At 33.6% G+C, this 25323-nt stretch carries 20 protein-coding genes; 19 read left to right on the top strand and 1 reads right to left on the bottom strand.

The annotated features are described in order from the left end of the window. Nucleotides 1-95: 95 nt before the first annotated feature. Nucleotides 96-890, top strand: a complete 795-nt coding sequence (locus B8963_RS04335) for a hypothetical protein (protein ID WP_084060183.1) — start codon at nt 96-98, stop codon at nt 888-890. 76 nt (nt 891-966) lie between these two features. On the opposite strand, the gene B8963_RS04330 is transcribed toward B8963_RS04335, so the two are convergent. Further along, the gene (locus B8963_RS04330) at nt 967-2790 is read right to left on the bottom strand and encodes a cation:proton antiporter (RefSeq protein ID WP_084060182.1); all 1824 of its coding nucleotides are present in this window, start codon (nt 2788-2790) and stop codon (nt 967-969) included. A 402-nt stretch (nt 2791-3192) separates the two neighbouring features. Here B8963_RS04330 and B8963_RS04325 point away from each other — a divergent pair, with 402 nt between their 5' ends. The 18 genes from B8963_RS04325 (at nt 3193) to B8963_RS04240 (ending at nt 25191) form a co-directional block, all read left to right on the top strand. Further along, nucleotides 3193-6630 carry a PAS domain S-box protein gene (locus B8963_RS04325; protein WP_084060181.1) on the top strand — a complete coding sequence of 1146 codons (3438 nt, stop codon included), beginning with the start codon at nt 3193-3195 and terminating at the stop codon, nt 6628-6630. Between the two features lie 5 nt (nt 6631-6635). After that, on the top strand, nt 6636-7022 hold the full coding sequence (locus tag B8963_RS04320; RefSeq protein WP_084060180.1) for a response regulator: 387 nt from the start codon (nt 6636-6638) through the stop codon (nt 7020-7022). A 138-nt stretch (nt 7023-7160) separates the two neighbouring features. Then, nucleotides 7161-7493, top strand: a complete 333-nt coding sequence (locus B8963_RS04315) for an ArsR/SmtB family transcription factor (protein ID WP_084060179.1) — start codon at nt 7161-7163, stop codon at nt 7491-7493. A gap of 19 nt (nt 7494-7512) precedes the next feature. After that, nucleotides 7513-7980 carry a DUF6428 family protein gene (locus tag B8963_RS04310; protein WP_084060720.1) on the top strand — a complete coding sequence of 156 codons (468 nt, stop codon included), beginning with the start codon at nt 7513-7515 and terminating at the stop codon, nt 7978-7980. Continuing rightward, the gene (locus tag B8963_RS04305) at nt 7981-8469 is read left to right on the top strand and encodes a GNAT family N-acetyltransferase (RefSeq protein ID WP_084060178.1); all 489 of its coding nucleotides are present in this window, start codon (nt 7981-7983) and stop codon (nt 8467-8469) included. It begins immediately after the preceding gene. A 10-nt stretch (nt 8470-8479) separates the two neighbouring features. Next, complete coding sequence (locus tag B8963_RS04300; protein ID WP_084060177.1) at nt 8480-9109, top strand: arsenate-mycothiol transferase ArsC; 630 nt, start codon at nt 8480-8482, stop codon at nt 9107-9109. A gap of 2 nt (nt 9110-9111) precedes the next feature. Further along, the gene (arsB, locus tag B8963_RS04295; RefSeq protein WP_084060176.1) at nt 9112-10161 is read left to right on the top strand and encodes an ACR3 family arsenite efflux transporter; all 1050 of its coding nucleotides are present in this window, start codon (nt 9112-9114) and stop codon (nt 10159-10161) included. 100 nt (nt 10162-10261) lie between these two features. Then, the gene (locus B8963_RS04290) at nt 10262-11125 is read left to right on the top strand and encodes an MBL fold metallo-hydrolase (RefSeq protein ID WP_084060175.1); all 864 of its coding nucleotides are present in this window, start codon (nt 10262-10264) and stop codon (nt 11123-11125) included. Nucleotides 11126-11196: 71 nt separating this feature from the next. Further along, nucleotides 11197-12834, top strand: coding sequence for a S8 family peptidase (locus B8963_RS04285; RefSeq protein ID WP_084060174.1), 1638 nt, complete (start codon nt 11197-11199; stop codon nt 12832-12834). A gap of 76 nt (nt 12835-12910) precedes the next feature. Further along, the gene (locus tag B8963_RS04280; protein ID WP_084060173.1) at nt 12911-14758 is read left to right on the top strand and encodes a M1 family metallopeptidase; all 1848 of its coding nucleotides are present in this window, start codon (nt 12911-12913) and stop codon (nt 14756-14758) included. Nucleotides 14759-15418: 660 nt separating this feature from the next. Continuing rightward, on the top strand, nt 15419-15871 hold the full coding sequence (gene rnpA / locus B8963_RS04275; RefSeq protein WP_234989606.1) for a ribonuclease P protein component: 453 nt from the start codon (nt 15419-15421) through the stop codon (nt 15869-15871). A gap of 38 nt (nt 15872-15909) precedes the next feature. Beyond that, complete coding sequence (locus tag B8963_RS04270; protein ID WP_084060171.1) at nt 15910-17538, top strand: S41 family peptidase; 1629 nt, start codon at nt 15910-15912, stop codon at nt 17536-17538. Between the two features lie 1038 nt (nt 17539-18576). After that, entirely contained in the window at nt 18577-20526 is a 1950-nt protein-coding gene (locus tag B8963_RS04265) for a S9 family peptidase (protein WP_084060170.1), read from the top strand. A 70-nt stretch (nt 20527-20596) separates the two neighbouring features. Next, nucleotides 20597-21118 carry a RidA family protein gene (locus B8963_RS04260; protein ID WP_084060169.1) on the top strand — a complete coding sequence of 174 codons (522 nt, stop codon included), beginning with the start codon at nt 20597-20599 and terminating at the stop codon, nt 21116-21118. Nucleotides 21119-21190: 72 nt separating this feature from the next. Further along, complete coding sequence (locus tag B8963_RS04255; protein ID WP_084060168.1) at nt 21191-21931, top strand: DUF6090 family protein; 741 nt, start codon at nt 21191-21193, stop codon at nt 21929-21931. Nucleotides 21932-22334: 403 nt separating this feature from the next. Next, a complete protein-coding gene (locus B8963_RS04250; protein ID WP_143312469.1) occupies nt 22335-23093 on the top strand; it encodes a hypothetical protein in 759 nt (252 codons plus the stop codon). A 321-nt stretch (nt 23094-23414) separates the two neighbouring features. Then, nucleotides 23415-24764 (top strand): hypothetical protein, encoded by a 1350-nt coding sequence (locus tag B8963_RS04245; protein WP_084060166.1) that lies wholly within the window; start codon nt 23415-23417, stop codon nt 24762-24764. Nucleotides 24765-24999: 235 nt separating this feature from the next. Beyond that, nucleotides 25000-25191 (top strand): hypothetical protein, encoded by a 192-nt coding sequence (locus B8963_RS04240; protein WP_084060165.1) that lies wholly within the window; start codon nt 25000-25002, stop codon nt 25189-25191. The last annotated feature ends 132 nt before the right edge of the window (nt 25192-25323 follow it).

Genomic DNA, 25323 nt, shown 5'->3' with positions numbered 1-25323 from the left:
TTTTTATAGCAAATTTTTTGTTAAAAAATGTTTTAAACTGGCATACTATTTGAGCCCTTCTTTACGTTATACCAATAACCTAAATGACACGTAGTATGAAAAATGTATCTAATTTAAAATTAAGTGTTTACACACTTATTTGTGGTCTATCACTTTTAGTTACAAGTTGTTCATCTGACAACAACAATGCAGAAGAATTAGAAATTTCACAATTTGAAGTACAAAAAGTACTAGCTATAGATGACTATTCTGCGATAGCAGATAATGCCATTACACAAGCATTTATGGGTCGAGAAGGTTCGGGAAAAAGACTCTTAACCAACAAGGAGAGCGATTGTTACAGCACTACGTACTCCGACACTGGCTTTTCAATGAACTTTAATAATTGTGCCTTAAATGGTTCTGAAAATGTAAATGGATTATTGAATATAACCTATTCTGTTAGTGAAAACAGTAGTAGTTTCACCTCAACTTTTACCGATTTTTATGTTGGTGAAACTAAATTAAATGGGACTAGAGTATTTACCATAAGTGCTACGGATAATGAAAATGAAATTGCATTTACGGTAGTTTCCAATATGACAATAACGCTCGCGGGTGGAGAAATAATAACTGAAGAGGGCTCCAGAACTACAACACTTATTTTTTCTGAAGATACAATAGCTATTACGCTTTCTGGCACTTGGACTTTAGTTGAAAATGGTGATACTTATATTGTAACGGTTACCGAAGATTTGAGTACTTTACTTGGTTGCGAGTATATATCTAAAGGAAAATTTACACTATCTAAAAATGGATTAGAAGTTCTGGTTGATTTTGGTGATGGCACATGTGATAATAAAGCTGAAATAACTTATCCAAACGGCAAAGTAGAAGAGATTACCTTATAAAACTATAATCTTAATAACATTTAAAAGCCTTGTAAGTATTTAATTTACAAGGCTTTTTCTGTTAGTTCTATTCTGTTTATTCTTCTATACGCTTTCCTAAATACACCAATTTGTACTTCTCGGTAATATTTTCCAATTCATCGTTAGAAGAAGATATTATTTTTAAATCGCCATCAGGTAATTTTAAAAATATAGGTATTATAAATGGGTCTTCCTTAGATAATTCAATAAGGTTGTTAAAATGGTCTATAGATGTTAGCTGTATTTCATGAATGGTTGGGTACTGTCTAACGGCTTCTGTAAGCTTTATGAAATCATCCGTAGGGGAAAAAAGAATTTCTTTAGGATTATTTTCTGGATTGTTTATTTCATCATCAGTTATTAATCTAAAAGCACCGTTTTCACCAAAAAGTTTAGCAAATTTATGTATTGCAAACTTGTTGATTTCCGAATTTCCGGTCAATGCCATTAAATATCCAACATCGTTAAGCTCTATATTATCTGAAAGTGTATCGGAATAAATATTGGCTGCAATTGCTTCTAAACCAAGGTTTTTAGCTTTATCTACATTGTTCTGATTATTATCAATAAGCACTACATGGCGATTGTTTTTTTGTAAATAACTCCCAATAATTCTTGAAAATTTTGAGGCTCCAACAATTAATATTCCATCAGATTTATTAAGAAATACTCCTATTAGTTTAGCAAATAAACGGGCAGTTGTAGCATTCAATATTACCGTTCCTAAAACAATCATAAATACCAAAGGAGTAATATATTCCGCCCCAGGTTCTCCTTTTGCCAATAATTTAGATCCAAATAATGATGCTATACCTGCGGCTACAATTCCTCTAGGGCCAACCCAACTAATAAATACGCGTTCATTAAACTTTAAGGTAGATTTTCGTGTGCTTAAAAACACTCCTATTGGTCTGATTAAAAAAACAATAACTGCAAATAACGCAACTGTATTCCAGTTATAAATAAGGGCTAAATCGCTTAAATTAATATTTGCCGCTAATAGAATAAATAAAATTGAAATTAATAGAACACTTAATGATTCTTTAAAATATAAAAGTTCTTTTAAGTTGGGTAAATTAATATTTCCTAAAACCATACCCATTACTACCACGGCTAATAACCCTGATTCATGCGCAAAAATATCCGACATTACAAAAACAAGAAGCACTGCAGATAAAGAAACAACATTTAATAAATAATGCGGAATAAAACTCTTTTTAATAGAAATGGCTAGTGCATGAGCGAATGTAAAACCGATTGTAGTGCCGAAGAGTACTATTTTACCAAACTCCAGTAATGCGGTTTGTGTATACCCTTGACCCTCGCCAACACTTATAAATTCAAAGACCAATACCGCAGCAAGGGCTCCAATGGGATCAATTAAAATTCCTTCCCATTTTAATACTGTAGAAACATCTTTTTTTAATGGTATATTCCTGAGTATTGGTGTAATTACTGTAGGGCCTGTAACTATTATTAAAGCAGAAAATAAAAATGATATTTGCCAGTTAAGTCCAAATATGTAATAAGCAGCAATGGCTGCACCAAAAAAAGTAACTAAACTTCCAACGGTGATTAATTTGGTAATAACAGGACCAACATTCTTAATTTCGCTAAGTTTTAAGGTTAATCCTCCTTCAAATAAAATTATACTTATTGCCAAGGATACAAAGTAGTACAAGCCTTCTCCAGGAAAAAGTCCTTTTTCACCATTCCAAATTGGCTCAATAAGTTTTAAACCATCTTCGGAGTATAAAGTGGCTATTGGTCCTACCAATAATCCTATTAATATTAACGGAAGAATTGCAGGTAGTTTTAGTCTCCATGCTACCCATTGTGCAATAATACCCAGTACAATTATTCCAGCAAGTTCAACCATATTTTATTTTTGAGGGAAGATAATTATTTCAAATTAATAAAACCAAATCTAAACTAGAATCAACTAATTTTTTAAATCTTTTTTACAGAATATGACCCGGATTTATTATTTAAAAATTATCATAGCCCAGATATTATAAAAGTATTATTTCCGATATTCGCCAAGTGGTAGTACTCCATAATTAGTGGAATCTTTATACTAAAAGATAAAATCTATTTCATAAGAAAATTCAGGTTTTTTTAACGTTTAGCATATGAAAGTTTATTTGAATTAGAAATTAAAAACAGCATCTATTACATTTTTTATAAAGAAATTTACTACCTTATAGTACTTCATAAAATTAAACAACACTAATGCATACGCTGCTAGATGCCTGAATAACAGAAAAACCAATAACCAAAAATGAGCCGTAAATTAAAATTTCGATTTTTCGAATACCCCATTCTATATGGTATTGTCGTTTTTTTTCTACTCTTAATTTTAACTCAATTTCTGGCCTATGAGCGCTATCAAATGCTTAAAAAAACAGATGAGAAAGAAACAGTATTACGAGCTAATTGGATAGAAAATGAGTTTCAAAAAATATTGAATCAAAGTTTTTCTACTACACAAACATTAGCATTTATTGTAAAAAATTATGGTGTGCCAAAAAATTTTGATTCTATTGCACATTTACTTTTAGAAACGAATAAAAATATAGATGCTTTAGAATTAGTAGATAGTTTAGGTGTAATCACTAATGTATACCCTATTGAAGGAAATAATATAAAGGGCTTTAATATATTAAATGATACTATTGGTAGAAAAGGTGCCCTTATTACAATGCAACGTAAAGAATATTTTGTTACAGGGCCTATAAAACTAAAACAAGGTGGTGATGGTTTAGTGAGTAGAATACCTATTTTTAAAGATGATAAATTTCAAGGATTCTCAGCCGCCGTTATAAAACTTCCAAATTTATTACAAGCCATCCAAATTTCTAAAAACTCGGAGGGTAAATATGCCTATCAACTAGCAAAAGTAAATGCCGATAAGACCGAAGAAATTTTCTTTTCTACAAATTCATTTTCTGAAAAAAATGCCTATAGCAAAACTATAAGTATGACAAAAGGCGAATGGAAACTATCTGTTTTCTCAAAGAAAAAAGAGTTGTTTACAACCGTATTGAGTTTCTCTATATTAGGCCTACTATTAGCCATTATTGGCGGAGTTTTTGTTTGGTATTTATTAAGACAACCCAACCGACTTGATAAATTAGTAAAGGAAAAATCAGCCTTATTAATTGATAGTGAAGAAAAATATAGACTACTTATTGAAAATGCTACAGATGGTATTTTTTTACTGGACCAAAATGCTAATTTTTTAGATGTAAACATTCAATTAATATCGATGTTTAAAGCATCAAAGGAGTATTTTATTGGTAAAAATGTGCTCGATTTTATTGAGCCAGAATGTTTACATAAAATACCTTTAAAATTCGACGATCTTAAGAAAGGACAAACTGTTAGTTCTGTTAGAAAGCTTATTCGCAAAGACAAAACCAAATTTTTAGCGGAGACTAGAGTTAAAATGCTACCCAATAATCTTTTTCAAGGCATATTACAAGACATAACAGAAAAAGAAAAAGCTACTGCACAAATAAAAGAAAGCGAGCAAAAATATAGAGAACTTACCGAACGTATTACAGATGCCTTTGTTGCCTTTGATTTGAACTGGAATTTTACTTACATAAGCGCAAAAGCAAAAGAGTTTATACCGCCCAATTATCCCGAACTAATCGGGAAGAATATTTGGGAAGTTTTTCCAAACTTCATAGGTACAGCACTTCATGAAAACTTTTATGTAGCTATGGAAACGCAGACTATAAAACAAGCGGTTAGGTATAGTGAGCCATTGGCTAAATGGATAGAGTATCGTATTTATCCTTCTCTCACAGGGGTTTCTGCATATTTTAGTGATGTTACGGCCGTTAAAAAAGCAGAAGAAGAAGTATTGTATACCAAAGCCAAAATGGAATCGGCAATCCGCATAGGTAAAATAGGGTATTGGAGTTGGGATCTTCGGGATAATAGTTTAGAATGGTCTCAACGAATGTACACCATCTTTGATATGGATAAAAATACCCCGTTAAATTTTGAATCTGCCGCAGCCTGTATACATCCGGATGATAGACAAATGCATGAGGATCTTATTGCAAATAGAATAGAGCACAAAGACAATACCCCTTTTAGTTTTCGAGTACTACACAAAGACAATTCTATACATCACGTTTTAGTGGAGTTAGAAATATTATATAATGACGATGAAGAAATAAATAAACTGCATGGTACGGCCGTTGATATAACAGATAGAATTCTTGAACAACTTAATTTAAAAGAGAGTCAGGAAAAATTTTACAAGTCGTTTCATTCAAATTTGGCAGGAAAAGTTATTGTTGATGAAGAGCGAACTATATTAGAAGCCAACGAAACTGTAGCCACATTACTTGAAACTACAAGAGAAAATTTGATTGGTAAAAAACTAATTGATGCTGATGTTCTTGATTTTAATAAACACGAACAGTCCGAGAACAGAAAAGTTGTATGGAATAAACTTTTAAAACAAGGTTTTTTAAGAGACGAGGAAATTACCTACACCCTAAAAAGTGGAAAACAAATACCTGCGCTTATATCAATTGAACCGCTAGAGCTTGAAAATAAAACTCATTATTTAGTTAGCGCAATAGATAATACTAAGCGAAAAGAAGCCGAAGAAGAATTAGTAAAAAGTGAGGCACGGTTTCGGAAATTAGCTTCCACTACTCCTGTTGGAATTTTTCAATCAGATGCTTCAGGAGCCTGTACTTATGTAAATGCAGAGTGGCTTAAGTATTCAGGAATAGAATTTGATGAAGCAATGGGCAACGGATGGATAAATTCAACTTACTCTCCAGACAGAAAAAGAGTATCCAAAGAATGGGAACAGACCATTGCGGTAAGAAAAATATTTAAATCAAAATTTAGACTTCAACATAAAAATGGAAAAATCATTACGCTTTCCGTAAAAGCAATACCTCTCTATGGTATTGATGATGAATTTGTTGGCTTTATAGGAATGGCATCTGACATAAGCAATTTAATACTTGCAGAGAAAAGGTTAGAAGCTCAGAACATAGAACTCTCCAAAACCAATGCAGAATTAGACAGGTTTGTATACAGTGCATCACATGAACTTAGAGCGCCTTTAGCCTCAGTTTTAGGTTTAATAAATATTATATTAAGTGAAGAAAAAGAACCAGACTTGGTCTTTAAACTCCAAATGATGGAGCAATCTGTAAAAAGGTTGGATAGTTTTATTAAAGATATTGTGCAGTATTCTCAAAACAGACATTTAGAAGTTGCTTCAGAAAAAATTGATTTTCATTCTCTTGTTCAAGATTCGTTGGAAAGTTTTTGGTACTTAGAAAATAGGAGTCAGATAAATATTCATGTAAATATTACTGATACATTAGCGTTTTATTCTGATAAAAAAAGGATTTCCATTATCTTAAATAATCTAATTTCAAATGCTATTAAATATCATAATGTAGCTGGGTCTAATCCAATAATTAATATTAATATTACCACAACAAAAGATCAAGGGATAATTGCCATTAAAGATAATGGCTTAGGTATACCCCAAGAGCATTTAAAAAGCATTTTTAAAATGTTTTACAGAGTGTCTTCTAAAATTATGGGCACAGGTATTGGATTGTTTGTAGTAAAAGAAATTGTTGAAAAAATTGATGGTAAAATAACTGTTGAATCAGAAGAAAATAAAGGGACTACTTTTACCGTTATTTTACCCAACCAAATGAAGTGATTTTTATGAAAATAAAAAATATCTTATTAATAGATGATTCAGAAATTGATAATTTTATTAATAAATCGGTCTTAGAAAAAGCCAACATGGTAGAAAATATTATAGCAAAAACTTCTGCCAAAGAGGCCTTAGAATACTTGTCCAATACAGAAAATGAATTCCCAAATATTATCTTCTTAGATATTAGAATGCCAGAAATGGATGGTTTTGAATTTTTAAATGAATGCGAAAATTTTCCTGATGAACTAAAAAATAAGTGCGTAATATTTATGTTGAGTTCATCTATTGACCCCAACGATGCCCTACGTGCGGAACAACATAAAGTAGTTAAAAAATACTTAACTAAACCACTTACACAAAGTGCTTTAGAAAACGTAGTTACCTATATTTAATAGTAAAAAACACTACTTTAAAACTTAAGGACGCCTCCTTAAATCGTAATTTCTATAAATTTTTAAAAATAAATTAAATATTTTGTTTAATGTATTCTTATTAATCGTAATATTGCAATGAACAAATGAAAGAAATTTATGGGTTTAGCCAAATCTGAAATATTTACGGATCAACAAAACGAATTAGCCTTGTTTGCTAAAGCCTTTAGTCACCCTGCTAGAGTAGCTATTTTACAACATTTATTTAAAATTAATGCGTGTATTTGCGGCGATTTGGTCAGTGAAATAGGGCTTGCGCAACCCACAATTTCGCAGCATTTAAAAGAACTAAAACAATTAGGCCTTATAAAAGGCACCGTAGAAGGCACTAGCGTTTGTTATTGTATACACCCAGAAAACTGGGCTGCTATGAAAGCCAAACTACAAGATTTTCTTAATCTAGACACCCTTATAAACAATGGGTGTTGTTAATTATTTAAAAAAAAATAGTATGAAGTTATCAGAAGTTAAAGCAAAATTAAATTCGTTAGATACTATAGCCTTTCAATTGCCAAATGGCGATTTAGTACCCAACCATTTTCATGTAACAGAAGTAGGTAAAATAAGCAAGCACTTTATTGATTGTGGTGGTACAGTGCGTAAAGAGGAAGTGGCAAACTTTCAACTATGGAATGCCAATGATTATGACCATAGATTGCACCCTGAAAAACTAGTTCATATTATAGAATTGTCTGAAAAAGTGCTAGAACTAGAAGACCTTGAAATAGAAGTAGAATACCAAGGGGATACTATCGGAAAGTTTGGTTTAGATTTTAACGGAACGAACTTTTTGCTAACTACCAAACAAACAGATTGTTTAGCAAAAGATAATTGCGGAATTCCTGCAGAAAAGCAAAAAGTAAAATTAGGCGATTTGCAAAAAGCAGTAAGTTGTAATCCTAATTCTGGTTGTTGCTAAATGAACTTTGCGCTTATTACCAGTGTCAATTATCCACAAGTTGCCGCCATTTATGCCGAAGGTATAAAAACAGGCGTGGCAACTTTTGAAACCCAAGTTCCTACATGGGAACAATGGGACACATCACATTTGCCGTTTGGAAGAATTGTAATCATTGAAAATACTACCATTATGGGCTGGGGCTCATTAGCTCCGGTTTCTAGCAGATGTGTTTACGGTGGTGTAGCCGAAGTGAGTGTCTACGTGGCAGAACATGCACGAGGCAAAGGTTATGGCAAAAAACTTTTGCTAGAACTTATAAAAATTAGCGAAGAAAATGGACTTTGGACACTGCAATCAGGCATCATGAAAGCCAATGAAGCCAGCATACAAATGCACATTAAATGCGGATTTAGAGTTATTGGCTATCGCGAAAAAATAGGGAAACTTAATGGCATTTGGCTTGACAATGTCCTCTTAGAACGAAGAAGTAAATTAATAGGGATTTAAAAAAATAAAAGTGACACAAACGAGCTCATTATTTTCGACTATCAAAAAAGTTGTAACTTCTTTAGATGCGAATGCCATTACTGAAGAAAGAAAACAAACACTGCAACCACTAATAGATTTTATTCAAGAAAAAAGTTCGACAAATAATACCATACGACTTAATTTTATTTGTACGCACAACTCTAGAAGAAGTCATTTATCGCAAGTATGGGCTCAAGTAATGGCAAATTATTTTGAGATTAAAAATGTCTTTTCCTATTCTGGTGGAACCGAAGCTACAGCACTATTCCCAATGGTGGCAGAAACTTTAAAAAAGTCAGGTTTTCAAATTTTCACGCTTTCTAAAGGAGAAAATCCTGTTTATAGCATTAAATATGCCGCTAATGAAGCCCCAGTTATTGGGTTTTCAAAAAAATATGATGACGATTTTAACCCTAATTCACAATTTGCAGCTATAATGACCTGTTCACAAGCAGATGGTGGTTGTCCGTTTATTGCGGGTGCAGAAAAACGCATTCCTATTACCTTCGAAGATCCAAAAGCATTTGACAATACCCCACAACAAGCAGAAAAATATCTAGAACGTAGCAATCAAATTGCAACAGAAATGATGTATGTGTTTTCAAAAATAAAAGCCTAAATATGCCAAAAAGTAAAAAATTAAGCTTTCTTGATAATTACCTAACGCTTTGGATTTTTCTAGCCATGATAATTGGCGTGGGGATTGGTAATTTATTTCCTTCATTTCCTAAATTAATCAATAGCGCAAGTACTGGCACTACGAATATCCCTATTGCAATCGGACTTATTTTAATGATGTACCCTCCGCTAGCCAAAGTTAATTATAGCTTACTTCCCAAGGTTTTTAAAAATGTTAAGATCTTGTCTATTTCACTGTTTTTAAATTGGGTTCTCGGTCCTATTTTAATGTTTATTCTAGCGGTAGTTTTTCTACAAGACTATCCGGAATATATGGTGGGCTTAATATTAATTGGTCTAGCGCGCTGTATTGCCATGGTATTGGTCTGGAATGATCTTGCCGAGGGTAGCAGCGAGTATGGAGCAGGTCTCGTAGCGTTGAACAGTATATTTCAGGTTTTTGCCTATAGTTTTTATGCTTGGCTTTTTATTACGGTCTTACCGCCGTATTTTGGTTTTGATGGTGCTATTGTAGAAATTTCAATTGCCACTATTGCCGAGAGTGTCGCTATTTATTTAGGTGTACCCTTTTTACTTGGAATTCTCAGCAGATATTTATTAGTAAAACTTAAAGGTGAAGATTGGTATTCCCAAAAATTTATTCCAGCAATTTCACCGTTAACTCTGATTGCGCTTTTATTTACCATTATAATTATGTTCTCATTAAAAGGAGAATTAATTGTTACCATACCCGGAGACGTTGTGTTAATAGCAGTGCCTTTATTAATCTACTTTACACTTATGTTTATCATAGGCTTTTTCTTTACAAAAGCAATGGGTGCTAAATATGACGAAACAGCCGCAGTTGCCTTTACTGCAGCAGGTAATAATTTTGAATTAGCTATTGCTGTGGCCATTGCCGTATTTGGTTTAAATTCAGGTCAAGCCTTTACAGGAGTTATTGGACCCTTGGTAGAAGTGCCAGCACTAATCTTATTAGTACGGGTTTCTTTTTGGCTACGTAAAAAATATTTTAGTTCTGCGGTATACTAATCATAATTAAGCAATCATTTATCATCTTAAGGAGTTAAAAATTCTTAATTCTTCAAAATTGTTTTTTGATTTTCTTAAATTTCGAGATTATTAAAATTAAATGAAGTTATACCCCATAGAAACTGGCAATTTTAAGCTAGATGGTGGCGCCATGTTTGGCGTGGTTCCAAAAACGCTTTGGAATAAAACCAATCCCGCAGATAATGACAATAGAATAGATCTAGCTGCTCGTAGTTTATTGATTGAACATAACAATCAACTTATTCTGATTGATACTGGAATGGGAAACAAACAATCCGATAAGTTTTTTGGCTATTACAGCATGTGGGGCGATCATACTTTAGATAAATCTTTACAAAAACATGGATTTCATAAAGATGATATTACCGATGTTTTTATGACCCACCTTCATTTTGATCATTGTGGAGGCAGTATCCAATGGAATAAAGACCGTACAGGTTATGAGCCTGCCTTTAAAAATGCCAAATTTTGGACTAATGCAGCGCATTGGGAATGGGCAACAAAACCCAACAATCGTGAAAAAGCTTCCTTCTTAAAAGAAAACTTACTCCCTATGGAAGAAAGTGGACAATTAAATTTTATCCAAAGAAATTCTGATTCGAGTTTTCTTGAAAATTGTGAATTAGGTTTTGATATTTTGTTTGTTGATGGCCACACCGACAAGCAAATGATTCCACATATAAAATACCAAGGGAAAACTTTAGTTTTTATGGCTGATCTTTTGCCCACTGTGGGGCACATTCCATTGCCTTATGTTATGGGTTATGATACGCGTCCGCTTTTAACACTGGCTGAAAAGGAATTATTTTTAAATAACGCTGCCAAAAATGAATACCTGCTTTTTTTAGAGCACGATGCGCACAACGAACTCTGTACTTTGGAAGAAACCGAAAAAGGAATCAGACTAAAAAACATACATACTTTTGAATCTATCTTTGGATAAAGAGCTACGTCTTTATTCATTTCATATTAATTTTTAAAACCATAAAAAACACTAATAAATTAACTCAAATTATGACATTCAATTTTTCAAAACCCCTCATTGGGCTAGCGGTTAGCTCTTTATTATTAGCTGGTTGTGGAGCTACTGCGCCAGTATTAGTAAGTACCCCTGTAGAAAATATAGACACTTTACCCCTTAAGGTATCTCAACTTTCAGAAACGGAAAAACAAACATGGGGACATAAAGATTTATTTCTTGATACTATTCCGGGTATGGCCGTTGAAAAAGCGTATACCGAATTAATTAAAAATAAAAAAGGAGATAAAGTTATCGTGGCAGTTTTAGATTCTGGAATGGATTTAAAACATGAAGATTTAGTAAATGTTTTATGGACAAACACGAAAGAAATTCCAGGTAATAATAAAGATGACGACAATAATGGATATGTAGATGATATCCATGGATACAATTTTCTTGGTGAATCTTACAACGAACAATTAGAGGCTGCACGTGTTTTAAAATTAAAACTTGGCGATGCTGCCATGCAAGCAAAAGCGAAAGCAAAAATTGATGCTGACACCCAAAAATACATGGGATACAAATCACAACTAGATCAAATGTATCCTGTAGTACAAAGTGCACATGAAGCTATTTCTAAACATTTAGGAAAATCTGATTACACGAAAAAAGAAGTTGCGGCAATTAAAACAGAAGACCAAACGTTGCTGCAAAGTCAATCTATTATTGGTCAAATGTTTCAATATGGAGATTCTATTACGGAAGTTTTAGAAAGCCTTAAAGATGATATTACTCAGATTACCGAAATGTTGAATTACAATTTAAATATTGATTTTGATGGAAGAAAGCCAGTAGGCGATAATCCATACGACATTACAGATACCAAATATGGTAACGGTAATCCGCAAAATCGTGTAGATACAGAAAGTCATGGAACACATGTAGCTGGTATTATTGGAGCGCAACGTGGAAATGGCAAGGGTGTTGATGGTGTTGCTAATAACGTAGCCTTAATGAGTATTAGAGCCGTACCAAACGGAGATGAATATGATAAAGATATTGCTTTAGGTATTCGCTATGCCGTAGATAATGGTGCTAAAATTATTAATGCTAGTTTTGGAAAAGCATTCTCTCCAAATGCGCAATGGGTGTATGACGCGCTTAAGTATGCAGCTTCTAAAGATGTATTATTTGTGCATGCTGCGGGTAACGATAGTGAAAATTTAGACGATCCAAACAATCCAAACTTCCCTAACGATCAGGTAAATAATGGAGCTGAATTTACAGATAATGTATTAACTGTAGGTTCTTTAACTAGCAAGTATGGTTCTCAAATGGTTTCCTCTTTTTCGAACTATGGTACAATAAATGTAGACGTATTTGCACCAGGTAGTGAAATTTATTCTACAGTGCCTAACAGTAAATACGAATATATGGGTGGTACTTCAATGGCTGCTCCTGGAGTTGCTGGTATAGCGGCCTTAATCCGTTCGCAGTACCCTAAATTAACTGCTGTAGAGGTGAAGAAAATTATTATGCAATCTGGAATTACTACTAAAGCAAAAGTTGTTGTAGGAGAAGATTCTAAATCTACCGATTTTAATAAACTTTCAACATCAGGTAAAATGGCCAATGCCTATAATGCACTAATCCTAGCGGATCAAGTTGCTACAGGTAAGGCTAAATTATAAAAAAGAGTACTAGAATAGAAAGCGACCTGTGTCGCTTTCTGTTTTTATATTAATCATACTAAATCAAATTTTTGCAATGAGAAAAATTATCCTTTCCCTTTTCGTGTTAGTGACCAGTAGCACTGTATTTGCTCAAAACCAAAGCTATTGGCAGCAGCATGTAGACTATACTATGGATGTTACTATGGATGTTAAAACACATCAATATACAGGAACACAACAATTAGTATACACTAACAATTCTCCTGATGCGTTAACTCGAGTTTATTATCATTTATTTTTTAATGCTTTTCAACCAGGCAGCGAAATGGATGCGAGATTGCAAAGTATTGCAGATCCAGATGGAAGAATGATGGAGGATAAAAAAAGTAGAATTTCTACGCTTAGTCCTGAAGAAATGGGGTATTTACACGTTACTTCATTAAAACAGAATGGTAAGTCTGTTGATTTTAAAGAAGTAGGAACTGTTTTAGTTGTAGAGCTAGCAACGCCTATAAAAGCGGGTGAAAAAGCTACATTTGATATGGTTTTTAACGGTCAAATTCCTATTCAGATTCGTCGTTCTGGGCGTGATAGTAAAGAAGGAGTGGCGCTTTCTATGAGTCAGTGGTATCCAAAGTTAGCAGAATATGATTTTGAAGGCTGGCATGCTGACCCTTATATTGCTCGTGAGTTTCATGGTGTTTGGGGTAATTTTGATGTAAAACTAACTATCGATAAAACCTATACCGTTGGCGGAACAGGATATTTACAAAATCCACAAGAAATTGGACATGGGTATGAAGCTCCAGGAACTAAAATTGCGAAGCAAAAAGGCAAAACATTAACCTGGCATTTTAAAGCACCTATGGTTCATGATTTTATGTGGGCGGCAGATCCTGAGTATGTTCACGACACCTTAAAAGTTGAAGACGGACCTACCTTGCATTTCTTATATAAAAATAAAAAGGAGATTGCAGAAAATTGGAAAAATCTACAGCCTAAAGCTGCAGAAATGATGACATTTTTCAGTAAAAATATTGGAAAATACCCTTATGAACAGTATTCTATCATTCAAGGTGGAGACGGTGGAATGGAATATGCGATGTCTACATTAATTACTGGCGAACGTAAATTTGGTAGCCTTGTTGGCGTAACAGCACATGAAATGGCACACTCTTGGTTTCAACATATATTAGCATCAAACGAGTCTAAACACGAATGGATGGATGAAGGTTTCACTTCATTTATTTCGTCATTATATATGAACGAATATATGGGTGAGAAAAAAGACAACCCTTTTGAAGGCGCTTACAAAGGGTATTACTATTTGGTAAAATCTGGCAAAGAACAACCACAAACTACCCATGCAGACCGTTATGCTGAAAATATGCCGTATAGTATTGCAGCGTATAGCAAAGGTGAAATTTTCTTGTCTCAATTAGGCTATGTTATTGGTCAAGATAAGTTAATGGAAACTATTAAAAAGTACTACCAAGATTTTGCATTTAAACACCCAACGCCAAATGATATTAAAAGATCCGCTGAAAAAGTTTCTGGGATAGAATTGGATTGGTATTTAACCGACTGGACACAAACAACAAACACCATAGATTACGGTATAAAAACTGTTGCTGCAGAAGGTGAAAAAACCAAAGTGACTTTAGAGCGTATTGGTCAAATGCCAATGCCTATAGATGTTTTAGTGGTTTATGAAGATGGTACTCAAGAAACATACTATGCACCATTGCGTATGATGTATGGCGAAAAAGAAAACCCTTACAGCAACCTACAACGCACTGTATTACCTGATTGGGCATGGGCGTATCCTAACTACGATTTCACAATTAATAAACCTTTAGCACAAGTTAAAGCAATTGTTATAGACCCGTCGCAATTAATGGCTGATGTAAATGGCGAAAATAACGTTTGGCAAAAGCAGTAAGATGTTAGATGTTAGATGTTAGATGTTAGATGTTAGATGTTAGATGTTAGATGTTAGATGTTAACAAAAATAAAAATCCCAAAACTAATTCAGTTTTTGGGATTTTTTTATTCCCTTTTGTCAGTTCGAGTGATTTTGACGAAGTGAAAAGTGCACTTCGACTCCGCTCAGTAGAACTATCGAGAACCTTCGCGTATACCTAACACTTCTCAAAACGCAATGTCAGTTCGAGTGATTTTTACGAAGTGAAACGAAGTGAAAATAGTATCGAGAACCCATAGTGTACCTAACACTTCTCGATACAAATTATTCCTCCACTATCGCTCTAAAATAATTCACTCGAAGTGACAAATCGAACATGCTTAAGCTAAACCCAAATATCAGTTCGAATGATTTTTACGCAGTGAAACGAAGTGAAAAGTGCACTTCGACTCCGCTCAGTAGAACTATCGAGAACCCACAGTGTACCAAATACTTCTCAAACCGCAATGTCAGTTCGAGTGATTTTTACGTAGTGAAACGAAGTGAAAATAGTATCGAGAACCCATAGTGTACCAAATACTTCTCGATACAAATTATTCCTCCACTATCGCTCTAAAATAATTCACTCGAAGTGACATTAATTATTGACCACATACTATATAAATCGAAAATGTATCTTTGCAGCAGACATTTAAACTAAGCGTGGAAACCAAACCTAATTTCACATACGGGAGAGCTGAAAAACTAAAGAGTAAAAAGCTCTTCGAGAAACTGTTCGATGAAGGGAAAAGTGTTTCAAATTATCCGCTTCGACTTATTTATACCAAAGCAGACTTTAAAGAGAATGTTCCCTTTAAAACTGGTGTAACGGTATCTAAGCGCAATTTTAAAAGTGCGGTAAAACGCAATCGCATTAAAAGACTATTGCGTGAAGCCTATCGCCTCAACAAATCCATCGTTTTTAACAATAGTAAGGGAAACTATGCGTTGTTAATTTTATATCTTGGAAAAGAAATGCCCGATAGTAAAGAAGTTCATCTAAAAATGACGAACCTTCTCGAAAAATTTAAGAAAAAAGTAACTGAAGAATTCAACGATGACCAGCATTCAAAGGTTGATCTTAATGAGTAGATTATAGTTGGAACAATAGCATTTATAAAAAGTATAGCATGAAAAATTTGATTAAAAAACGACTAATAATTCCAGTTTTTGCGCTGGTTTTTATAGTTATTGGGAGTAGTTTTAAAAGCGATTTTTTTGAAATTGCAAAGCAAATAGAAATCTTCACTACGCTCTTTAAAGAGTTGAATATGAACTATGTAGATGAAACCAATCCGGCTGAATTAATGGATACTGCCATTAAAAACATGCTAGAAGATTTGGATCCTTACACACGCTTTTTAAACGAACAAGATGTTGAAGCTTATAAAATTAGCAATGCAGGTGAATATTCTGGTATTGGTGCTATTGTACGTGCTTACGATGAAAAATTGGTGATTGTAGAGCCTTATAAGAATTACCCAGCAGATAAAGCGGGTTTAAAAGCAGGTGATGAAATTATCAAGATTGGCGATATTTTAGTGAAAGAATTTGCGTCAAATGCTACCGAACTTTTAAAAGGCGCTAACAATACCAGTGTTGAGGTTACCTACAAAAGACAAGGAGAAACCAAGACCACTAAAATCACCAGAGAAGCTATTGAGGTAGATGCCGTGCCTTTCTACAAGATAGTAGATAGCAAAACAGGGTATATTGTTCTAGCAAAATTCAACCAAAAAGCATCAGAACAAACCAAAGCAGCTTTGATAGATTTAAAAGGGAAAGGTGCTGAAAAAATTATTCTTGATTTAAGAGGAAATCCTGGTGGACTCTTAACGGAGGCTATTAATGTGACCAACTTGTTTGTTCCAAAAGGAGAATTAATTGTAACCACTAAGTCTAAGGTCAAAAAATTTAATAGTGAATATAAAACTAAAAATCAGCCTATAGATACCGACATTCCTTTGGTGGTTTTAGTAAATGGCAGTAGTGCATCGGCTAGCGAAATTGTTTCTGGTAGTTTACAAGACTTAGATCGCGCGGTAATTATAGGTGTTCGTAGTTTTGGAAAAGGACTGGTTCAGCGCCCGCTTAAACTTACCTATGGCACACAACTTAAAGTAACCATTTCGCGCTATTATACGCCTTCTGGTAGATGTATACAATCGCTTGACTACTGGAACAGAGACGAAGCGGGTAATGCCGTAAAAACAGCCGATATTCACGATTTTAAAACACGTAATGGCCGTAAAGTACAAGATGGTGGTGGTGTATTACCAGATATTGAAATAAAAGAGCTAAAAACCAACACGCTAACCTCAGCTTTACTGCGCGAAAATGCCATTTTTAATTACGCAACTGTATTCTACTACAAGAATAACTTTAGTGACATTGCTTCGTTTAAGTTTACCGATGCTCATTTTGAAGATTTTAAAAATCACATTAAATCATCAGGATTTACTTTTGAAACCAATACAGAAAAAGCGCTGAATAAAGCAATGACTTTAGACGATAGCGATTTGCTTGATACGCAAGTTCAAGAAAAATATCGCAATTTATTGGCCGAAATAAATGCTAAAAAAATTACTGGTTTAGATACATCTAAAAAGGAAATTATTAAGCAACTAGAAGACGAATTAGTCACTCGTTATTTTTATAGCAACGGTTTATACGAGTATTACCTAACTCATGACGAGGCTATTTTAACAGCAACAGAATTGTTAAAAGACAACGGAAAATACAAGAGTATTTTAAAATAATACCATAACAGTTTTATACCGCTAAAAAGGGTGCTTAGGTCAAATAAGCACCCTTTTTGTATGTAAAACACCCCAAATCTTCATGTCAGTTCGAGTAATTTTTACGGAGAAAAACGAAGTGAAAATAGTATCGAGAACCCTCAAGTGTACCAAATACTTCTCAAACCGCAATGTCAGTTCGAGTGATTTTTACGTAGTGAAAAGAAGTGAAAATAGTATCGAGAACCATCACGTGTACCAAATACTTCTCTATAAAAATTATTCCTCCGCTATCGCTCTAAAATAATTCACTCGAAGTGACAAACTGAACTCGCTTAAACTTAACCACAATGTCAGTTCGAGTGATTTTTACGCAGTGAAACGAAGTGGAAATAGTATCGAGAACCATCACGTGTACCAAATACTTCTCTATAAAAATTATTCCTCCGCTATCGCTCTAAAATAATTCACTCGAAGTGACAAACTGAACTTGCTTAAACTTAACCACAATGTCAGTTCGAGTGCTGCTTGTGAAATGAAATGAAACAAACAGTGTATCGAGAACCCTCACGTGTACCTAACACTTCTCGATACAAATTATTACTCCACTATCGCTCCAAAATAATTCACTCGATGTGACAAACCTAACATGCTTCAACAAAACCCAAATGTCAGTTCGAGTGCTGGTTGTGAAATGAAATGAAACAAACAGTGTATCGAGAACCCTTTCATGTACCTAACACTTCTCGATACAAATTATTATTCCACTATCGCTCCAAAATAATTCACTCGAAGTGACAAACTACGCTAACTTCAACAAACAACAGCATCATCAATTAAAAAATAGAAAACAACACTAAACACCTCATTTTAAAGTAAATCCACTTCGCTAACATTTTTTTTAGTAATTTAGGTAACACAAAAATCTTTCCCCCACTTGGTTTAAAATAGAGAATAGCAAACCATCTAGCTAACGATAACTGATGCGCTGTATTGCTATCTATATAAGTTGAATTATAGCGCCACATTTAAAATAGAGAAACAACTAAAAGGGTATATATGAAAATTAAACTATTAGGATTGGCAATAGCAACACTCTTATTTTCTTGTAAAGAAAAACCTGCTGTTGCTCAACGTGAAGTAAAACAATATACGATTGAACAATTTATGGACAATGAAGCCATTGTTGGTGGAAGTTTTTCATCGGACAATAGTAATTTGTTAATCTCCAGCAATAAATCGGGTATTTACAATGTCTACACCATTCCTGCTACAGGTGGTGAGATGACACCCATAACGCAATCAGATAGCACCTCTATTTTTGCGGAATCGTATTTTCCAAATGACAATAGAATGCTCTTAAGCGCTGATGGTAATGGCGATGAAATAGACCATTTATTTGTACGGGAATTAGACGGAACCATAAAAGATATTACGCCCGAAAAAGGAGCAAAAGCAAGCTTCTACGGCTGGTCTAAAGACGATAAATTTCTATACTTTGGGTCCAACAAAAGAGACCCACGCTTTTTTGATGTGTATAAACTCTCCATCGATGATTATTCCTCTAAACTCTTGTATCAAAATAACGATGGTTTAGATTTTAGCGGCATGTCTAACGACGAGAACTTTTTTGCGCTATCTAAAAGTCTAAATACAAACGATTCTGATCTGTTTCTGTTTGATGTGACAACCAAAGAAATGATCAAAATAAACGAAAATTTAAGTGCAAATTCCGCTCAAGATTTCTCCAACGACAATGCTACCTTTTACTATACCACTGATGATGGTGGTGAATTTTCTTATTTAATGGCTTATGATTTAGCCACTAAAACCAAGAAAAAAGTGATAGAAAAATCATGGGATGTAATGGGCAGTGGGTTTACGTCAGAAGGAAAATATATGGTGGTATACGTAAATGAAGACGGTAAAAATGCCATAGAAGTGCTCGATGCTACCACTATGAAACCCATTTCACTGCCAGATTTTGGCGAAAATAGCATCACTAGCGTAGGTTTTAGTGATGACGAAAAATGGATGCGTATGTACGTTGGTGGTTCCAATTCGCCTTCGGATTTATACACCTATAATTTAGAAACCAAAGAAGAGCATAAACTTACCAATGTATTAAATAAAGACATTGCACTCGAAGATTTAGTAACAGCAACAGTGGTTCGGTACAAATCGTTTGATGGTACCGAAATACCTGCTATTTACTATTTACCACACCAAGCCTCGGCGGAAAATAAAGTGCCAGCTATGGTTTGGGTTCACGGTGGGCCAGGCGGACAAACACGACAAAATTTTAGTTCTTTAATTCAGTATATGGTAAACCAAGGGTATGCCGTTTTAGCGGTCAATAATCGTGGGAGTAGTGGTTATGGTAAAACTTTTTTTAAGATGGATGATAAAAACCATGGTGAGAAAGATTTACAAGACTGCGTAGAAGGTAAAAATTGGCTGGCAAAACAACCCGAGATCGATGGTGAAAAAATAGGAATTATAGGCGGTAGTTATGGCGGTTATATGACTATGGCGGCATTAACCTACACGCCTGAAGAATTTGATGTGGGTGTAAACCTATTTGGTGTTACCAATTGGATGCGTACCCTAAAAAGTATTCCTCCGTATTGGGAATCGTTCCGAGAATCGTTGTATTTGGAGTTAGGCGACCCGTTTACGGCAGATTCTGTGCGTTTAAAACGTATTTCTCCCCTATTCCATACCGATAAAGTTACCAAGCCTTTAATTGTACTACAAGGTTCCGAAGACCCGCGTGTACTCCAAGTAGAGTCTGACGAAATTGTGGCTGGTGTGCGTAAAAATAATGTGCCCGTAGAATATGTGCTATTTGCTGATGAAGGACATGGATTTGTAAAGAAAGAAAACCAGATTGAAGCCTATAGCAGAATCTTAAAGTTTTTAGACAAATACCTAAAACAAGCCCCAGCCAGCACTTTAGATGCTCAGAAAAAAGAAGTAGAAGATGGTACCAAAACACTCATAAAATAAATAACACAGCCAAAGCTAAACACTAACCATTGGCTTTTGTAAAAGAACCAACACCTAAACAAGCACTAGTATGAAAAACCAAACATTTTTAAAACAAAGGGTATTCTCCTTACTCTTTTGTGCTGCATTAGCGCTACAAAGTTGCCAAGAAAAAGTAAAAGAAGAATTTAAAGAGGTTGAGAAAGAAGTGATGGTAGAAGCCGAAAAACCAGAATACTTTTTACTCCGGCCCGATGTTGAAAAAGCCTATGGCTACTCGCATGCCGTAAAAATTGGCAATAGCATTAAAGTTTCTGGCGCAGTGAGTATGGATGAAAAAGGGAACCCAACAGCAGTTGGCGATTTGGCACAACAAATGAAAAATTGCTATGCCGATTTAGACCTAGTTTTAAAACACTTTGGCTGCACTTTTGATGATGTAGTGGTAGAAAATATTTTCACCACCAATATGCCTTTGTTTCTTGAAAATGCGGAATACCGTACCACAATTTATAAAAACCATTTTCCCACAGGCTCGTGGTTAGGTGTAAAAGAATTGGCTTTGCCAGAGTTTCTCATAGAGATAGAACTAGAAGTGCATAAAACGGAATAGAAAAGACAACAACTAAACGCTTTTAATGTTGTTCCACATTCCTGATGTTTTAGGTTTAATTTGACTCAACCAATGATTAAAATATTTAGAAAAATTCGCCAAAAATTACTGTCGGAAAATAAGTTTAGTAAGTACCTGCTTTATGCTATTGGTGAAATTATTTTAGTGGTCATCGGCATATTAATTGCCCTTTCTATAGACAATTGGAATGATACAGCGAAGAGTAAAAGTAAAGTGAGCAAGTACTTAAGCAATATAGAAGCTGAAATAATTTCCGATTCTTTATTTTTAGAAAATAGTTGGTTTAGAAATAGAAATAAAAAAATTGAATGTTTAGAGGTAGCCAAACAATTTGTTATGGGTACGTATATTCCAAAAGACACATTGCTTTTTATTAACAATGTAGGTTTTGGGGGAATAAATAGTAGAGCCTCCTTTACAGGTTCTTCAAGAACGTATAATGAATTGGTAAGTACGGGAAACCTTAGTTTAATTTCCAATGATACCATCCGGGATCAGATTGTAAAATATTACAGTAACAAAGTTTTTACTGATGAATATGTGAGCAATATGAGAAGTGATTATGCCTCTTATGTAAATTCACTGAAAGTGTATAATCCACAATACCGTGATAGTATTAACCCACTGGAAATTCCAAGGATATTAAAAAAAATGAAAACGGACGAGTTTCATGGCCTAATCAACCAAGAGTTAACTTATGCCTATTCTCTAGAAAGGTCATTACGAGCAAGTAAAAAAAATGCACATGAGCTTCAAAAGGTCATCCGCCGTTTTCTAAAAAATGTATACTAAAGTGGTAACAACCTATTTTTTAAAAACCAAACCTATTTTAAACTACAACCCTTAGCGTAGGCTAAGGTTTTTTTTGCGTTTTTTACAAAGTGCAATTCATCGATGAAGCCTTGCTATAACCGGTTGTACAAAACTTAAAAGTACCGTTTGCCGATTAAATAAGTCATTTGTAGAAAACACTCACCCTATGCGGGAAACCGCAATTATCGTGTAGCTTTTTTCTTTATTTTCGCTTCGCCCAATTTACCATCGGGAGCGTTTTTTAGATATTACTAACAATTTTGACCAGATTTTTAAAATGAAAATTCTTCTGGCTTTTATTTAAGGTTTATTCTATTATCAAGCGCAAGGAATAAAAATTAACGAGTAATTAAATTTCTAATTGAAAAAAAATTAAATGTTTATGAATAAAATTTTTCGACTTCTTACATTGTTCACGTTATTATCCTTTTTATCGTGCAATAAATCTGATGATGATTCTTCGAACGGTGAAGGTAATAATCCCCCAAAATTAAGTAAGATTATTTCCACTTCTGCTAGTTCAGTATTCACTTTAGAATTTAACTATGCTCAAAACAAGCTATCGGAGGTTAAAATTCCTTCCCAAGGAAAAACTAGTAAAATTGTGTACGAAAATGATAAGGCTAAAGAAATACAAATTTATATTGACGGTAAGCTAGAAGCCACCACCACGTTAATCTATGAAAATGATAAATTAATAAAAACAGATAATGGGGTAAACAGTAATTTTTTTGTTCAATTCTCTTATAATGGCGACCAATTGAGTAAGACTGAACAATTTACAATATTAGAAAATGGCGAATTACGTTCAGATTTTACCATGGACTATAGTTATGATTTGTCAAATAATGTAACGAAACGTACTTTAAGCAACGCAACAAGTGTTAGTGAATACTTTTACACCTATGACAATAAAAAGCACCATTACAGTGATTTTTCAGATCCCGTAAGAATCTACTTTTTCTGGCCAGAGGGACTAAGCGCCAATAATGCCTTAACGTCTGCTTTTTACATTAATCAAATGGTAAACTCAGAATACAGCTATGAATTAACCTATAATGAGTTAAACTTTCCACTTACATCGAAAGTAAAAAACAAAGATGGAGAAACTACAACCTCTATTGAGTATGTATACAAGTAAAATTAGATAGAACATTAATTTCAAAAATTAAAAGCTGCCTTCTTAAAACGGGCAGCTTTTTTTGATTTTAGATGTTTTTACAAAGTGCAGTTCATCGATGAAGCCTTGCTATTACCAGTTCTACAAAACTTAAAAATACCATTTGCCGATTAAATAAGCCATTCGTAGAATACTCACATACTATGCGGGAAACCGCAATTTTCGTGTAGCTTTTTTCTTTATTTTAGTTTTTTCAAAGCTCCCCCGTAATTTTATCATTAAAAAAATATACAGCAATAGCGTTAAAAACGTGTTGTAGTGCATAACCAAAAAGCAAAAAAAATGTTTGACGGAAAAAATTCAAAGAAAATAGAATACCTTGAGGACGAAAGAAGAAAACTCTGGGAAAGACTTTCTGAACTAGAAAAACAAGTTGCAGAAAAACCGTCAGATATAGAAAAAGAAGCTAGACAAGCATCAAAAAAAGCAGCTGAATACAGAAACAAAGCTGAAGAAAGGTTTAATCAAGCAAGCGCTATTCATGCAAAATTAGTTAATATCGAAACTGAAATTGACGAAAAATTAAGTTATATTAAATCTAACCACACAAAATCAATTGAAATCAGCAATGATTTGGTAGAAAACAGTACTAATTTATCCAATCTCATAACTAGAATAAGTGAAGTTCTAGAACAACATCCAGAAATTGAGGAAGAAATTGAAAAATTAGATGAACTAATATTGAAGATTGAGGAAAATTCCAGTAAAGCTAATACAACATATAAAGGAATTTTATCAAAAAAAACGGAAATAGATGAACTTCACAGAGAAATTCTTGGTTATGAAGATGAAGACGAAGATGGAGAAATAATTACTGTAGAAGGACTAAAAAAAGAACTAGAAACATCTTATAATCAACTAACAGAAATATCTGAAAATTTAGAGGAAAATCTTGAAAGTCTTAAAGTGACAAGTAAGGAACAATATGACGACTTCATTAAGACAAATCAAGATAGTTTAGATAGCATTAAATCAAATTCAAAAAAAGAATATGATAAAATTAATAAACAAATAGAATCATTACTTCCCAATGCTTTAACTGCTGGATTAAGTTCTGCTTTTATCACCAAAAAAGGAGAAGAAGAATTATTATATAATGAATACAAAAAAAGCTTTAACAATGGAATTTTATACATTTCATTATCTGCGTTATTACCAATTGGAATAAGCATTTTTTACCTTTTATCAGGAGCAACTTTAACTGAAACAATTGAAAAAGCTCCTAAAATAATGTTAGCTTTTCTTCCGCTTTACATTCCTTTAATTTGGACAACTATTTCTGCAAATAAAAAAGTGAACTTATCAAAAAGATTAATAGAAGAATACTCTCATAAACAAGTGTTAAGTATGACAATTGAGGGACTTTCTAAACAAATAGAAAACATTGAAGATGCTGAAATGTCAGAGGAATTAAGAATAAAACTTCTAAATACATTCTTAAATGTTACAAGTGAAAACCCTGGTAAATTAATTTTAAACTATCAAAAATCTGATAATCCAATATTAAACTTTTTTGATCGAGATAAGAAAAAGGACAAAACAATAGTTGAGACATTAAAAGACAGTACAAAAGATATAATTGAAAAAGCAGCAGACGAAATTGAAGAAGGGATTGTGAATAATGGAAAATAATTATATATAAAAAATTACGCACTACAAGAAAAGCTATAAGTAATTGCTTGTTCTTGCCTACTTCTGAAAATCCTCGCGGATTTTCAGTTTGTTGTGTACTTGCAAAGTTTAGTGCTAAACCACCTACTTTTCATATAATAAACACATGCCATTACCAATACAATATAAAGTAAGTACAGTTTTGAAACACTAACAAACACTAACAACGTAACTAGGATAATAATAAATAAAAAATATGGAAGGAATTAGCATTATAGTATTCGTAATTATTTTAATAGCAATTATATTGATTTTTAGAGCGGTTGGCGCATGGATGTTAAGAATAGATGAAGTTATCAAAAATCAGAAAATAATGATACAGGAATTAAAGAAATCAAACGGAGAAAAAGAACAAAATGGGGAAATAAAATATATGGATGAAATGTAGATAAATTATGATACAAGACATAGTAAAACAATCCCCCGCTTGCGCAATCGTCATGATTGAGCAATGCCCTACTCTACACAGTGGGCTTTAATTTTAATACTTAAAAAATTTATTGAAATAAGGGATTAGGTT

The organism is Cellulophaga tyrosinoxydans (assembly GCF_900176415.1).
Lineage (GTDB): Bacteria > Bacteroidota > Bacteroidia > Flavobacteriales > Flavobacteriaceae > Cellulophaga > Cellulophaga tyrosinoxydans.
This window is presented reverse-complemented; position numbering and strand designations above follow the sequence as displayed.

Bases quoted from the DNA above. Each gene is read 5' to 3' on its own strand.
- B8963_RS04335 (WP_084060183.1), top strand. From the start codon at position 96: ATGAAAAATGTATCTAATTTAAAATTAAGTGTTTACACACTTATTTGT.
- B8963_RS04330 (WP_084060182.1), bottom strand. From the start codon at position 2,790: ATGGTTGAACTTGCTGGAATAATTGTACTGGGTATTATTGCACAATGG.
- B8963_RS04325 (WP_084060181.1), top strand. From the start codon at position 3,193: ATGAGCCGTAAATTAAAATTTCGATTTTTCGAATACCCCATTCTATAT.
- B8963_RS04320 (WP_084060180.1), top strand. From the start codon at position 6,636: ATGAAAATAAAAAATATCTTATTAATAGATGATTCAGAAATTGATAAT.
- B8963_RS04315 (WP_084060179.1), top strand. From the start codon at position 7,161: ATGGGTTTAGCCAAATCTGAAATATTTACGGATCAACAAAACGAATTA.
- B8963_RS04310 (WP_084060720.1), top strand. From the start codon at position 7,513: ATGAAGTTATCAGAAGTTAAAGCAAAATTAAATTCGTTAGATACTATA.
- B8963_RS04305 (WP_084060178.1), top strand. From the start codon at position 7,981: ATGAACTTTGCGCTTATTACCAGTGTCAATTATCCACAAGTTGCCGCC.
- arsB (WP_084060176.1), top strand. From the start codon at position 9,112: ATGCCAAAAAGTAAAAAATTAAGCTTTCTTGATAATTACCTAACGCTT.
- B8963_RS04290 (WP_084060175.1), top strand. From the start codon at position 10,262: ATGAAGTTATACCCCATAGAAACTGGCAATTTTAAGCTAGATGGTGGC.
- B8963_RS04285 (WP_084060174.1), top strand. From the start codon at position 11,197: ATGACATTCAATTTTTCAAAACCCCTCATTGGGCTAGCGGTTAGCTCT.
- B8963_RS04280 (WP_084060173.1), top strand. From the start codon at position 12,911: ATGAGAAAAATTATCCTTTCCCTTTTCGTGTTAGTGACCAGTAGCACT.
- B8963_RS04270 (WP_084060171.1), top strand. From the start codon at position 15,910: ATGAAAAATTTGATTAAAAAACGACTAATAATTCCAGTTTTTGCGCTG.
- B8963_RS04265 (WP_084060170.1), top strand. From the start codon at position 18,577: ATGAAAATTAAACTATTAGGATTGGCAATAGCAACACTCTTATTTTCT.
- B8963_RS04260 (WP_084060169.1), top strand. From the start codon at position 20,597: ATGAAAAACCAAACATTTTTAAAACAAAGGGTATTCTCCTTACTCTTT.
- B8963_RS04255 (WP_084060168.1), top strand. From the start codon at position 21,191: ATGATTAAAATATTTAGAAAAATTCGCCAAAAATTACTGTCGGAAAAT.
- B8963_RS04250 (WP_143312469.1), top strand. From the start codon at position 22,335: ATGAATAAAATTTTTCGACTTCTTACATTGTTCACGTTATTATCCTTT.
- B8963_RS04245 (WP_084060166.1), top strand. From the start codon at position 23,415: ATGTTTGACGGAAAAAATTCAAAGAAAATAGAATACCTTGAGGACGAA.
- B8963_RS04240 (WP_084060165.1), top strand. From the start codon at position 25,000: ATGGAAGGAATTAGCATTATAGTATTCGTAATTATTTTAATAGCAATT.